This is a genomic window from Streptomyces sp. NPDC003943 (genome assembly GCF_053605265.1).
In genome coordinates, this window is record NZ_JBSGIW010000038.1 from 1 (window position 1) to 13,540 (window position 13,540).

Sequence of the window (13,540 nt, forward strand, 5' to 3'; positions counted from 1 at the left end):
TTCCGTAGTTATCCCCGTTTGACTTCCTCCATGGGCCCCGCCACCTCCCCCCGGCCCCGGGCCCCTTCTCCGTGTCCGGCTACGTCACTCGCCGCTCTCCCGACGCACCGAGAGCAGGTCCTCCAGCTGCTCCTCGCGCGCCTGCGTGGCCACGAACAGCAGCTCGTCGCCCGCCTCCAGAGTCTCCTCCGCGCTCGGCGTGAGGACCCGGGAGCCGCGGATGATGGTGACCAGGGAGGTGTCCTGCGGCCAGGCCACCTCGCCGACCTGCGTGCCCGCGATCGCTGACTCCGGCGGGAGCGTCAGCTCCACCAGGTTGGCGTCGCCGTGGCTGAAGCGCAGCAGCCGGACCAGGTCGCCGACGCTCACCGCCTCCTCCACCAGGGCCGACATCAGGCGTGGCGTCGAGACGGCGACGTCCACGCCCCACGCCTCGTTGAACAGCCACTCGTTCTTCGGGTTGTTGACCCTGGCGACCACGCGCGGCACGCCGTACTCGGTCTTGGCGAGCAGCGAGACGACCAGGTTCACCTTGTCGTCGCCGGTCGCCGCGATGACGACGTTGCAGCGCTGCAGCGCGGCCTCGTCGAGCGAGGTGATCTCGCAGGCGTCGGCGAGCAGCCACTCCGCCTGCGGCACCCGCTCCACCGAGATGGCGGTCGGCGCCTTGTCGATGAGGAGGACCTCGTGCCCGTTCTCCAGGAGCTCGCCCGCGATGGAACGGCCCACCGCGCCGGCGCCCGCAATAGCGACACGCATCAGTGACCGCCCTCCTCGGGACCCTCGGCGAAGGCCGCCTCGACCTTGTCGATCTCGTCCGTCCGCATCATCACGTGCACGAGGTCGCCCTCCTGCAGCACCGTCTGCGAGGTCGGCAGAATCGCTTCGCCCAGTCGGGTGAGAAACGCCACCCGCACCCCGGTCTCCTCCTGGAGCCGGCTGATCTTGTGACCGATCCACGCCGGGGCCGTGTGCACCTCGGCGAGCTGCACACCGCCGCTCGGGTCACGCCACAGCGGCTCCGCGCCCGACGGCAGCAGCCGCCGCAGCATCTGGTCGGCGGTCCAGCGGACGGTCGCGACCGTCGGGATGCCGAGGCGCTGGTAGACCTCGGCACGCCGCGGGTCGTAGATACGGGCGGCCACGTTCTCGATGCCGAACATCTCGCGCGCGACCCGCGCGGCGATGATGTTCGAGTTGTCGCCGCTGCTCACCGCGGCGAAGGCGCCGGCCTCCTCGATGCCCGCCTCACGCAGCGTGTCCTGGTCGAAGCCCACGCCCGTGACCCGGCGGCCGCCGAAGCCCGAGCCCAGACGGCGGAAAGCCGTCGGGTCCTGGTCCACGACCGCGACCGTGTGGCCCTGCTGCTCCAGGGTCTGCGCGAGAGCGGCGCCCACTCGCCCGCAGCCCATGATGACGATGTGCACGTCCCCTTACCCCGCACTCCTGATCGCCCTGTTGACCTGCGAAAACACCCTGATCACAACTTTCCTCGCCCGACTGCCCGGGCTGCGGCGGACAACGCACACGCGTGCTGTCCGGTCCGAGCTTAAGCGGCGACGCCGGGCGGGACCTCACCGGCGGTGGTAACCAGGGAGATTCCGTGCGGATGGGGGTGGGGGGTCACACGGCTCATTTCGAACGCTTACGATCCTCTGTTGTGTCCAAACTGACCGACGTGCCCAAACGGATCCTGATCGGGCGGGCCCTGCGCAGCGACAAGCTCGGCGAGACCCTGCTCTCCAAGCGGATCGCCCTTCCCGTCTTCGCCTCCGACCCGCTGTCCTCGGTGGCGTACGCGCCCGGTGAGGTGCTTCTCGTCCTCTCCGTGGCGGGCCTGTCGGCCTACCACTTCAGTCCCTGGATCGCCCTCGCGGTCGTGGTCCTGATGTTCACGGTCGTCGCCTCGTACCGGCAGAACGTGCACGCGTACCCGAGCGGCGGCGGCGACTACGAGGTCGCGACCGTCAACCTCGGACCGAAGGCCGGACTCACCGTCGCGAGCGCCCTGCTCGTCGACTACGTCCTGACCGTCGCCGTCTCGATCTCCTCCGGCATCGAGAACCTCGGCTCCGCCGTGCCGTTCGTCGTCGAGCACAAGGTGGCCTCGGCCATCGCCGTGATCGTGCTGCTGACCCTGATGAACCTCCGCGGGGTCAAGGAGTCCGGCAGCCTCTTCGCCATTCCGACCTACGTCTTCGTCTTCGGCGTCTTCGTCATGATCGGCTGGGGCGCCTGGCGCGGCCTCGTCCTCGGCGACACCATGACCGCCCCCACCGCCGGATTCGAGATCCACGCCGAGAAGGGCGGCCTGGCGGGCTTCGCGCTGGTCTTCCTGCTGCTGCGGGCCTTCTCCTCGGGCTGTGCCGCCCTCACCGGCGTCGAGGCCATCTCCAACGGTGTGCCCGCCTTCCGCAAGCCCAAGTCGAAGAACGCCGCCACCACGCTCGCGCTCATGGGCGGCCTGGCCGTCACCATGTTCTGCGGCATCATCTTCCTGGCCATGGCCACGGACGTGCGGATGGCCGAGAACCCGGCCACCGACCTCCTCAACCACGGCAAGCCGCTGGGCGAGTCCTACGTCCAGGACCCGGTCATCTCGCAGGTCGCGGCCGCCGTCTTCGGCGACGGAACGTTCTTCTTCGTGCTGCTCGCCGCCGCCACCGCGCTCGTCCTCTTCCTGGCCGCCAACACGGCGTACAACGGCTTCCCGCTCCTCGGCTCGATCCTCGCCCAGGACCGCTACCTGCCGCGCCAGCTGCACACCCGCGGCGACCGCCTCGCCTTCTCCAACGGCATCGTGCTGCTCGCCGGCGCCGCCGCGCTCCTCGTCTGGATCTACGGGGCCGACTCGACCCGCCTGATCCAGCTGTACATCGTCGGCGTCTTCGTCTCCTTCACCCTCAGCCAGACCGGCATGGTCCGGCACTGGAACCGCCACCTGGCGACGGAGACGGAGCCGGCCAAGCGCCGCCACATGATCCGCTCCCGCGCGATCAACGCCTTCGGCGCCTTCTTCACCGGCCTCGTCCTGGTCGTCGTCCTCGCCACCAAGTTCACCCACGGTGCCTGGGTCGCCCTGCTCGGCATGGTGATCTTCTACGTGACGATGACCGCGATCCGCCGGCACTACGACGCGGTCGCGGCGGAGATCGCCGCCGCCGAGGAGCGCCCCGACGAGTACGTGCGGCCCTCCCAGGTCCACTCCGTCGTCCTGGTCTCCAAGCTCCACAAGCCCACCCTGCGCGCCCTGGCCTACGCCAAGCTGATGCACCCGAGCGGCCTCGAGGCGATCACCGTCAACGTCGACGCGGCCGAGACCAAGGCGCTCAAGGAGGAGTGGGAGCGGCGCGGCATCAACGTACCGCTGAAGATCCTCGACTCGCCGTACCGCGAGATCACCCGGCCGGTCATCGAGTACGTCAAGAACATGCGCCAGGAGAGCCCGCGCGACGCCGTCTCCGTCTACATCCCGGAGTACGTGGTCGGCCACTGGTACGAGCACCTGCTGCACAACCAGAGCGCGCTGCGCCTCAAGGGCCGGCTGCTGTTCACGCCGGGCGTGATGGTGACCTCCGTGCCGTACCAGCTCCAGTCCTCCGAGGCCGCGAAGCAGCGGGCGCGCAGGCGCCAGGAGTGGAGCGCGCCGGGTGCGGTGCGCCGCGGCCCGGTGGAGAAGGGCCAGAAGGAAGCGGCGGGGAAGAACAAGTAGACTGGTGGGCTGCTGTCAACGGCAGCCCACCTTTCTTTCTGTCGTTTCCCCTCGTCTTCGCACTCTCGCCCCTGGAGCCCCTGGTCATGCAGAACACGCCTGTCTCTTCGCTGATCGGGGAGGAGTACGAGGTCGAGGTCGGCCCGGTGGCCCACGGCGGCCACTGCATCGCACGCACCGAGGAGGGCCGGGTGCTCTTCGTCCGGCACGCGCTGCCGGGCGAGCGGGTCCGGGCCCGGGTGACCGAGGGCGAGGAGACCTCGCGCTTCCTGCGCGCCGACGCCGTCGAGATCCTCCAGGCGTCCAAGGACCGGATCGAGGCCCCATGCCCCTTCTCCGGCCCCGGCAAGTGCGGCGGCTGCGACTGGCAGCACGCCAAGCCGGGCGCCCAGCGCCGCCTCAAGGGCGAGGTCGTCGCCGAGCAGCTGAAGCGGCTCGCCGGTCTCACCCCGGAGGAGGCCGGCTGGGACGGCACGGTCGTCCCGGCCGAGGGCGACAAGCTGCCCGCCGGCGAGGTGCCGCAGTGGCGCACCCGCGTCCAGTACGCGGTCGACGCCGAGGGCCACGCGGGCCTGCGCAAGCACCGCTCGCACGAGGTCGAGGTCGTCGACCACTGCATGATCGCGGCTGAGGGCGTCTCGGAGCTCGGCATCGAGAAGCGCACCTGGGAGGGCATGGCCTCCATCGAGGCCATCGCGGCCACCGGCTCGCAGGACCGCCAGGTCATCCTGACCCCGCGCCCGGGCGCCCGGCTGCCCATCGTCGAGCTGGACAAGCCGGTCTCGGTCATGCGCGTCGGCGAGAAGGACGGCGGCGTCCACCGTGTCCACGGCCGCCCCTTCGTCCGCGAGCGCGCCGACGACCGCACCTACCGCGTCGGCAACGGCGGCTTCTGGCAGGTCCACCCGAAGGCCGCCGACACCCTCGTCCGCGCCGTCATGCAGGGCCTCCTCCCGCGCAAGGGCGAGACCGCCCTCGACCTCTACTGCGGCGTCGGCCTCTTCGCCGGCGCGCTCGCCGACCGCCTCGGCGACAACGGCGCCGTCCTCGGCATCGAGTCCGGCAAGCGCGCGGTGGAGGACGCCCGCCACAACCTCGCCGACTTCCCCCGGGTCCGCATCGAACAGGGCAAGGTCGAGTCCGTCCTCCCCCGCACCGGCATCACCGACGTCGACCTCATCGTCCTCGACCCGCCCCGCGCGGGCGCCGGCAAGCAGACCGTCCACCACCTGACCGCCCTCGGCGCCCGCCGCATCGCCTACGTGGCATGCGACCCGGCGGCCCTGGCGCGGGACCTGGGCTACTTCATGGAGAGCGGCTACAGGGTGCGGACGCTGCGGGCGTTCGACCTGTTCCCGATGACGCATCATGTGGAGTGCGTGGCGATCCTGGAGCCGGTGAAGTAAGGCTCGACGTGTGACCCGACCGCCCGGGTCACCGCGCCCGGGGCAGCTCACGGGTGCCCTGGGTGTCGGTAAACGGAGGCGACGCCTTCGGCGGGCGTCGTGGCGTGGGCCGCGGCACGTTCCGGGCGTGGACGCGGCGGAGGATCCCCGGGGCTGACCACAGTCATGCCGGGGCTCTCGGCGGCGGTGTCGGCGTAGACCGAGGTCGCCCATTCGACGCGCTGGACGACGACACCGTTCGGGTCGGTCACCTGGAACAGGCGCTCGCCCCGGGGCTCATCGCGCAGCGGCATGGTCGTGGTGACGGGGCGCCCGCCGAGCGCCGCACGGCCGACAGACCCTCGACCTCTGCACCGCCCTCCCGTCCCCGAGGCCGACGAGATCCGCACCTTCCTCACCGGGCTGCCGCCGACCGCGAACGCGGCCGAACCGCCGGAGGCGTCACCGCCGACCAGTGGTCCTGACGCTCCGGCCCACGAACCGGGCGTTCTCGCACGAGTGGACGGCAAGGGACGGCTGGACGGCACCTCCGTCACCCCGTGCGCATCCGGCAGACGACATTCCGCGGAATCCGGGACGTAGGAGTGTGAAGACAGTACGCCGGCGACGTGTGTGCCCGCCGGCCGAGCAAGGAGGGCGCGATGACCGTCTCCGTCGTTCTGTACACCTCTGACCTCAGGGTCCACGATCATCCGCCGCTGAGGGCGGCGCACGACGGAGCGGGGGAAGTGGTGCCGGTCTTCGTCCGTGACCCGGCCGTGGACCGGGCGGGGTTCGCGGTGCCCAACCGGCTGGCCTTCCTCGCGGACTGCCTCGCGGACCTCGACCGGGGGCTGAAGGACCGTGGCGGCCGTCTCGTGGTGCGCGAGGGCGACACGGTGACCGAGGTCAGGGACCTGGTACGGCAGACCGGAGCGGGCGAGGTCCACATGGCCGCCGGGGTGACGGGTTTCGCCACGGCGAGGGAGGCACGGTTGCGCACGGTGCTCGAGTCGGACGGGTGCCGGCTGTACGTGCACGACGGCGTGACCGGCGTCGTGCCGCCCGGAGACCTCACGCCGCACGGCTCGGACCACTTCGCCGTGTTCACGCCCTACTACAGGCGCTGGGCCCATGAACCCGCCCGGGCGCCTCTGGCCGCCCCCAGGACGGTGCGGGTGCCCTCGGACGTGCGGTCGGAGCGGATGCCCCGGCGTTCCGGGATCGCGGACGTGTCGCCGGGCCTCGCCGCAGGAGGGGAGAGCGAAGGGCGCAGGCGGCTCAATTCCTGGCTTTCGGAGCACGTCGACGCGTACGAGGAAGGCCACGACGACCTGGCGGCGGACCTCACGTCCCGGCTCTCGCCGTATCTCCACTTCGGTGCCGTCTCCGCCGTCGAGGCCGTGCACCGGGCGAGGAAGCGTGGCGGCGCCGGGGCGGAGGCGTTCGTGCGGCAGTTGTGCTGGCGCGACTTCCACCATCAGGTGCTGGCCGCCCGGCCGGAGGCTTCAGGCGCGGACTACCGCCCTCGTCACGACCGCTGGAGGCGGGGCGCCGAGGCCGAGGCGGACCTCGCGGCCTGGCGCGAGGGGCGAACCGGCTACCCCGTGGTCGACGCGGCCATGCGGCAACTCGCCCACGAGGGCTGGATGCACAACCGCGGCCGGCTGATCGCCGCCTCCTTCCTGACCAAGACGCTCTACATCGACTGGCGCGAGGGCGCGCGCCACTTCCTCGGCCTGCTGGTGGACGGCGACGTGGCGAACAACCAGCTCAACTGGCAGTGGGTCGCCGGCACCGGCACGGACACCCGGCCCCAGCGCGTCCTGAACCCGGTGCGGCAGGGCAAGCGGTACGACCCCGACGGCAGCTACGTCCGGCGCTGGGTTCCCGAACTCGCCGGGCTCGACGGACCGGCCGTCCACGAGCCGTGGCGGCTCACCGGGCTCGACCGGGCGGCCCTCGACTACCCGGACCCGCTGGTCGAGCTCTCCGACGGCCTGGCGCGTTTCCGCCAGGCCCGGGGCGTCGCCTGAGTTCCTACTCCCGACCGCGGCCGATTGCGATGCGCTTTTTGATGCGCAAACGATGCGAGTCGATCGGCAGGGTCGACCGCACACCGACTTCCGCGACGGCTCGTCGGCCGGGGACCCGCCCGGCTCCACCGGCTCCACCGGATCCGCCGGCTCCGTCGGCTCGGCCCGCCGGGCCGCTGATGCCGCGGCGGCCTACGGCCCCGCCTCGGGCCCGTAGGCGCCGAGCGGCGCGTGCTGCCTCCGCGGGCGGGACGCCGGTCGGTACACCACTCCGCCATCGCTGCGGAAACGATGCGACCCGTTCCCCGGAAGGTCGGGAGGATCCGCATCGCGCCTCCGCATCCGCATCCGAGGGCGCCGTTTCCGGCGAACAACCCGCAGAGGGCGTGTACGTCCCGGCAATGAGTGAAACGGATCGGCGCATGGCTCCTTCCACACCGAACGAGGGCACTCGCTGCCTGGTCACCGGCGCGAGCGGCTACATCGGCGGCCGCCTCGTACCCGAGCTGCTCGACAGTGGTTACCGTGTGCGCTGCCTCGCCCGGCATCCGGCCAAGCTCCGCGACTTCCCGTGGACCGCCCGGGCGGAGATCGTGCGCGGTGACGTGACCGACGCCGCGAGCCTCCGCGAGGCCCTCGCCGGAGTCGACGTGGCCTACTACCTGGTCCACTCCATGAACTCCACGGCGGACTTCGAGAACACCGACCGGCTCGCCGCCCGCACCTTCGCCGCCGAGGCCCGTTCCGCCGGCGTGCGGCGCATCGTCTACCTGGGCGGCCTGACCCCGCGCGGAGTGCCCGTCGACCGTCTTTCGCCGCACCTGCGCTCCCGTACCGAGGTGGGCCGCATCCTCCTCGACTCGGGGGTGCCCACCACCGTCCTGCGGGCCGCCGTCGTCATCGGCTCGGGGTCGGCCTCCTTCGAGATGCTCCGGTACCTGACGGAACGGCTGCCCGTCATGGTCACGCCGAGCTGGGTCGGCAGCCTGGTCCAGCCCATCGCCGTCCGCGACGTGCTGACGTACCTGGTGGCCGCGGCCGCCATGCCCCCGGGCATCAGCCGGACCTTCGACATCGGTGGCCCCGACGTGCTCACCTACCGCGACATGATGGTGCGGTACGCGGCGGTCGCCGGGCTCCGCCGGCGTCTCATCGTTCCCGTGCCCGTCCTCACCCCGAGGTTGTCCAGCCAATGGATCGGCCTGGTCACACCGGTCCCGGCGGCCCTGGCGCGACCGCTCACCGAGTCGCTGCGGCACGAGGTGGTCTGCACCGAGAACGACATCAAGCGGTACGCCCCGGACGGCCCCGGAACGCCGATCCCGTTCGAAAGGGCTCTCCGGCTCGCCCTCCGCCGGGTACGAGACGCGGAGGTCACCACCCGATGGTCCTCCGCCTCGCCGCCCGGGGCGCCGAGCGATCCGCTGCCGACGGACCCCGGCTGGGCCGGCGGCAGCCTCTACACCGACGAGCGCACCCGCACCGTCGACGCGAGCCCGGCGTCGTTGTGGCGGGTCATCGAGGGAGTGGGAGGCGAGAACGGCTGGTACTCCTTCCCGCTCGCCTGGGCCGTCCGCGGTTGGGCCGACCGGCTCGTCGGGGGAGTGGGGCTGCGCCGGGGGCGCCGGGACGCGCAGCGCCTCCGCGTCGGCGACGCGCTCGACTTCTGGCGGGTGGAGGAGATCGACCGCGGACACCTGCTGCGCCTCCGGGCGGAGATGCGTCTGCCGGGTCTCGCGTGGCTGGAGATGGCCGTCGACCGGGACGAGCAGGGTCGCACCACGTACCGGCAGCGGGCGCTCTTCCACCCACGGGGCCTCGCGGGCCAGGCGTACTGGTGGAGCGTGGCGCCTTTCCACGCCGTCGTCTTCGGCGGAATGGCGCGGAACATCGCACGGACGGCCGAGACGGAGAGCACCCGGCGAACCGGCTCGTGAGTGCCCGCACCACGCAGAAACCCGCCCCGCCGTCGGGCCTGTTGTCGGGACTGTCGGCGGGCTTGTCGTGGGGCCTGTTGTCCGGCCTGCCGTCGGCCTGTTGTCCGGCCTCGTCGCGCCTGTTGTCGGGACCGTCGGGCCTGTTGTCGGGACCGTCGGGCCTTGTTGTCCGGCCTGTCGTCGAGCGGCTCAGTGGGGTGCGCGGAGTACCGCTCGGCGGGTGAGCCGGCGGCCCGGCCGTGGTGTCAGCCCTCCGCGCCCGGCGACACCGGCCGTTCGAAGAACGTCTCCAGCACCACCGTCGCCTGCGTCCCGCTGACCCCCTCGATCGCGTAGATCCGGCGCAGCACGTCCTGCAGCTGTTCGGTCGTCGAGGTCCTGACCTTCACGAGCACGGACGCGCTGCCCGCGATGACGTGCGCCTCCAGGATTTCGGGGAGCGCCGCGAAGTGCGGCGCCGAGTCGCCCATCCAGGCGGTCGATTCGACCATCACGTACGCCAGGACGCCGCCGCCCACCGCGGCCGGGTCGACCTCGACCGTCGTACGCCGGATGACCCCGCGCTCGCGGAGCTTGCGCACGCGGTCGTGCGCCGCGCCGGCCGAGAGGCCGACGGCCTGGCCGAGCGCGGCGTAGGACTGGGTGGCGTCCTGCTGGAGCAGGGCCAGCAGGGCGCGGTCGATGTGATCCACGACTCTCCATTCGGGAAGAACTTGTTATGACTGTATCTCATGCAGCAATCTGCCTTCTGGGCCGAATGGCATTCGGTTGCTGCGTTCTTGGTGAGCGCTCTTGGTGATTCTTGGTGATGGAGGGGGATCATGACCGATACACGTCCCGAGCTCTACGAGGTGTTCGACGACCGGTTCGTCACCGGCCGGTGCGCGTACGGCGACGAGCGCCTGGAGGTGCTCTACACCGGCTGCCGCTGGGCCGAGGGGCCGATCTACCTGCCCGCGTGGCGGCAACTGGTCTGGAGCGACATCCCCAACGACCGGATGCTGCGCTGGGACGAGGAGACCGGTGCCGTCAGCGTCTTCCGCCGCTCCGCCGGGCACACCAACGGCAACACCCTCGACCGCGAAGGCCGGCTGATCACCTGTGAGCAGGGCAACCGCCGGGTCACGCGGACCGAGCACGACGGCACGATCACGGTCCTCGCCGACCGCTGGCAGGGCAGGCGGCTCAACAGCCCGAACGACGCGACCGTGAAGTCGGACGGCTCGATCTGGTTCTCCGACCCGGACTTCGGCATCACCAGCGACTACGAGGGGCACCGCGCCGAAAGCGAGATCGGCAGCAACAACGTCTACCGGATCGACCCGCACACCGGTGAGGTCCGCCTCGTCGCCGACTGCTTCGCGGCCCCCAACGGCCTGGTGTTCTCCGCCGACGAGCGGCAGCTCTTCGTCTCCGACACCCGCGCCGGCTTCGTCCGCGTCTTCGACGTGCGCGACGACGGCACCCTCTCCGACGGCAAGGTCTTCGCCGAGGCGGCCGGCCGCCCCCGCGCGCGCTTCGACAACCTGCGGTTCGACGCCGACGGCCGGCTGTGGGTGGCCGCGATGAACGACGGGGTGCACTGCTACGACCCCGACGGCACCCTCATCGGCAGGCTCGACATCCCCGAGTCGGTGGCGAACATCTCCTGGGGCGGCGCCAAGCGCAACCGCCTCTTCATCGCCGCCGAGACCAGCCTCTACTCGCTCGTCGCGTCCGTCACCGGCACCCACCCGACCGGCCCGGGACACCGTCCCTGGGCCACCACTTTCTAGCCACTCCCGCCACGCGCTAGCCGCGGTCTCGGTCTCGGCCGTAGTCGCGGTCGCGGTCGCGGTCGGAGTCGCCGTGCCGCAACAGCCCGCGCCAGCGCCCGCGTTCCGTCACCACCGTCGCCGCGGCCAGTACGGAGACGCCGACCGCCGCCCACACCGGCCACACGGCCCAGGCGGCGGTCACGGCCGCCGCGAGCTGGAGGAGCACCAGCAGGATCGTGACCGGGCCCGGGACCGGGACGATCACCTGGTTCTTGTCGCCCGGCGTGGAGAAGACCGTCGGCAGCCCGATGAGCACCACCACGGACAGCACGGAGAGCACCCAGGAGTACGAGGCCAGCGCCCAGGGCGTCGCCACCCACGCGATCAGCTCCGTGGCGAAGCGCAGCACGGAAGCGGCGCGTTCGTCCGGCCGGTCCGTCGATCGCCGTGTCTGTCGGTCCATAGTCCGTTGCCCCATCTCCCCGCGGTGCGGTGTCGATGCCGCCCCTCACCGGCGGGAGATCATAGGGCGTCAGCCGTGTCGGTGTTGGGCCGAACGGGTGAGTAACGGGAGGATGGGCGCATGAGTAGGTACGAGAGGTACGACGTCACCGACGAGCAGTGGGAGGGCCTGGCCCAGGTCGTTCCCCTGCGCGGCCGGGACGAATGGCCGTCAAGGGTGGACCACCGCACGATCCCCGACCAGTACGAGGCCGCCGAACAGCGCCGGATGGTCGTGCTCCGCGTCCAGGTCTTCGCCGACGCCCGCGAGGTCGCCGAGTACCTCATCGCCCAGATCCCCGTGCTGCTCGACCTCACGAGCGCCGACACCGAGGTCGCCAAGCGCATCCTCGACTTCAGCAGCGGCGTCGTCTTCGGCCTCGGCAGCGGGATGCACCGCGTCGACCGAAACGTCTTCCTGCTCGCGCCGGCCGGTACGGAGGTCGAGGGCGTCGAGGACGAGAGCGCGGCGGACGCCGGTGAGGGCGCGATCCCTCGTTCGTAGGAAGGTCGTTCAGGCGTAACGGTTCGCCGTGCGGAGGGCTGCGAACCTTTCGATCATGACCACCACCGGCGGCAACGCCCCCGACCGCACCCTGACGCCGGGCATCGTGCCCCAGCAGGGACGCCCCCGCACGTACGACCACGGGCCGGTCCCGCTGGTCGCCCGGCCCGCCGTCACGGAGCTGCGGCTCTCGGCGTTCGGGGCGCACCGCGGGACCGTGGTGCCGCTCGGGCCCGTGACGCTGCTCCGGGGCCCGAGCGGCAGCGGCAAGTCGACCGTCCTGCGGGCGTACGAGGTGCTCGCGCGGTTGGGCGCGGGGGCGGGGCTCGCCGAGGCGCTGCCGGGCGCGGCCGACCACGTACCGGACCGGGCGCGCCCCGACGCCCAGGGGAGGCGGGGCTTCCGGATCGGCTGCACGGTCGGCGGCCCGGCCGGCCCGGTCCGTCTCGACGTCGCCGTCCAGGCCGAGCCCGAGCTCCGGATCGTCGGCGAACGGCTCACCTGGCAGGGCCGCACCCTTCTCACCACCGCCCTCCGCGACCCCGGCCGCGGCACCGTGCAGGCCGAGTGGCACACCGCGGGCAGCACCCCTGTCACCCGCGCCCCGTTCCCCGACGACGTCCTCGGCACGGCCCTGCTCCCGCTGCGCGTCGCCGGCAAGACCCAGGGGCAGCGTGACGTCCTGGCCGCCGCCGAGCAGGTGGTGGTGGGGCTGCGCTCCGTCTTCCCGTGCGATCCGGTGCCGCGGCGGATGCGGGCGCCCGTGCCGGTCGGCGAGGGGCGGCTGCGGCGCGACTGCCGCAACCTCGCCGAGGTGCTGCACCGCACGGCGACGGAGTGCCCGCGCCGCCACGCCCGGCTCGCGGCGTTCGCCGGCGCGGGCTGCGCCGGGCCGGTGGCCGCCCTGGGGTTACGGGAGTCGGTGGACGCCGGCACGGTCGAGGCCGTCCTGGAGCGCGCCGGCCGCCCGGCGACACCGCTCGGCCGGCTCGGCGACGGCGAGCTGCGCTATCTCGCCCTCGGGCTCGTCCTGCTCACCGGGCCCGGTGTGCTCGCCGTCGACCCGGTCGCGGAGGTTCCGCAGGCCATGCAGACGCTCACCGTCCTCGCCGACGGACTCGACCACGGACTCGACGCCCGGCAACTGCGCGCCCTGCTGGCGCTCGCCGCCGAGATCTGCGCGAGCGGGCACATGCGCCTCGTCGCGTCGGTGGGGGAGGGGGTGACGGCCGTACCGGGTCCGACGGGGGTGACGGCCGTGCCGGGGGCGTCGCCGGGAGCGGCGGGTGTGCCGGGGGCGGCGGGGGTGGCAGTGGTCGATCTGACACCTGGTAGATCTGAGGGATGACAGAACTCGATGTGGCGGGCCTGCAGCGCCGCCTCGCGGAATTCGCCGCGGCCAGGGACTGGCAGCCGTACCACACGCCCAAGAACCTGGCCGCGGCGCTCAGCGTCGAGGCGGCCGAACTCCTGGAGATCTTCCAGTGGTTGACGCCGGAGGAGTCGGACCGCGTGATGGCGGACCCGGACACGGCGCACCGGGTCACGGACGAGGTCGCGGACGTGCTCGCCTATCTGCTGCAGTTCTGCGAGGTGTTGGGGATCGATCCGCTGGCGGCGCTGGCGGCGAAGATCGACCGGAACGAGCTCCGCTTCCCGGCGAGAGGACGTCGGACGCCTGATCGTCACTCTTCGGAGTGATCGAGT

At 72.0% G+C, this 13,540-nt stretch carries 12 protein-coding genes; 8 read left to right on the forward strand and 4 right to left on the reverse strand.

All coding sequences use genetic code 11. The features are described 5' to 3' along the window. Positions 1–84 precede the first annotated feature (84 nt). Together ACWEV0_RS17590 and ACWEV0_RS17595 are read right to left on the reverse strand one after the other, a co-directional pair. Positions 85–759 (reverse strand): potassium channel family protein, encoded by a 675-nt coding sequence (locus ACWEV0_RS17590; protein WP_453150188.1) that lies wholly within the window; start codon positions 757–759, stop codon positions 85–87. After that, positions 759–1,427 (reverse strand): potassium channel family protein, encoded by a 669-nt coding sequence (locus ACWEV0_RS17595; protein WP_453150189.1) that lies wholly within the window; start codon positions 1,425–1,427, stop codon positions 759–761. Before ACWEV0_RS17595 ends, ACWEV0_RS17590 begins: the two co-directional genes overlap by 1 nt. A 233-nt stretch (positions 1,428–1,660) precedes the next feature. On the opposite strand from ACWEV0_RS17595, the gene ACWEV0_RS17600 reads away from it, so the two are divergent. The 4 genes from ACWEV0_RS17600 (at position 1,661) to ACWEV0_RS17615 (ending at position 9,070) form a co-directional block, all read left to right on the forward strand. After that, a complete protein-coding gene (locus tag ACWEV0_RS17600) occupies positions 1,661–3,712 on the forward strand; it encodes an APC family permease (RefSeq protein WP_453150190.1) in 2,052 nt (683 codons plus the stop codon). Between the two features lie 86 nt (positions 3,713–3,798). Further along, on the forward strand, positions 3,799–5,118 hold the full coding sequence (locus tag ACWEV0_RS17605) for a class I SAM-dependent RNA methyltransferase (protein ID WP_453150191.1): 1,320 nt from the start codon (positions 3,799–3,801) through the stop codon (positions 5,116–5,118). A gap of 641 nt (positions 5,119–5,759) precedes the next feature. Then, positions 5,760–7,133: a cryptochrome/photolyase family protein gene (locus ACWEV0_RS17610; RefSeq protein WP_453150192.1), complete on the forward strand. Its 1,374-nt coding sequence runs from the start codon at positions 5,760–5,762 to the stop codon at positions 7,131–7,133. A gap of 422 nt (positions 7,134–7,555) precedes the next feature. Further along, complete coding sequence (locus tag ACWEV0_RS17615) at positions 7,556–9,070, forward strand: SDR family oxidoreductase (protein ID WP_453150193.1); 1,515 nt, start codon at positions 7,556–7,558, stop codon at positions 9,068–9,070. 245 nt (positions 9,071–9,315) lie between these two features. Here ACWEV0_RS17615 and ACWEV0_RS17620 read toward each other — a convergent pair whose 3' ends face one another. After that, positions 9,316–9,762, reverse strand: coding sequence for an Lrp/AsnC family transcriptional regulator (locus ACWEV0_RS17620; protein WP_453150194.1), 447 nt, complete (start codon positions 9,760–9,762; stop codon positions 9,316–9,318). A gap of 129 nt (positions 9,763–9,891) precedes the next feature. On the opposite strand from ACWEV0_RS17620, the gene ACWEV0_RS17625 reads away from it, so the two are divergent. Then, complete coding sequence (locus ACWEV0_RS17625; RefSeq protein ID WP_453150195.1) at positions 9,892–10,845, forward strand: SMP-30/gluconolactonase/LRE family protein; 954 nt, start codon at positions 9,892–9,894, stop codon at positions 10,843–10,845. A gap of 16 nt (positions 10,846–10,861) precedes the next feature. Here the strand turns inward: ACWEV0_RS17625 and ACWEV0_RS17630 are convergent, their stop codons facing one another. Next, the gene (locus tag ACWEV0_RS17630; protein ID WP_453150196.1) at positions 10,862–11,290 is read right to left on the reverse strand and encodes a hypothetical protein; all 429 of its coding nucleotides are present in this window, start codon (positions 11,288–11,290) and stop codon (positions 10,862–10,864) included. A gap of 120 nt (positions 11,291–11,410) precedes the next feature. Here ACWEV0_RS17630 and ACWEV0_RS17635 point away from each other — a divergent pair, with 120 nt between their 5' ends. The 3 genes from ACWEV0_RS17635 to ACWEV0_RS17645 are packed head-to-tail and all read left to right on the forward strand — an operon-like array spanning position 11,411 to position 13,534. Next, positions 11,411–11,833 (forward strand): cell division protein SepF, encoded by a 423-nt coding sequence (locus ACWEV0_RS17635; protein ID WP_453150197.1) that lies wholly within the window; start codon positions 11,411–11,413, stop codon positions 11,831–11,833. A 55-nt stretch (positions 11,834–11,888) separates the two neighbouring features. Further along, positions 11,889–13,181: an AAA family ATPase gene (locus ACWEV0_RS17640; RefSeq protein WP_453150198.1), complete on the forward strand. Its 1,293-nt coding sequence runs from the start codon at positions 11,889–11,891 to the stop codon at positions 13,179–13,181. Next, positions 13,178–13,534, forward strand: a complete 357-nt coding sequence (locus ACWEV0_RS17645) for a nucleotide pyrophosphohydrolase (protein ID WP_453150199.1) — start codon at positions 13,178–13,180, stop codon at positions 13,532–13,534. Before ACWEV0_RS17640 ends, ACWEV0_RS17645 begins: the two co-directional genes overlap by 4 nt. Positions 13,535–13,540 lie beyond the last annotated feature (6 nt).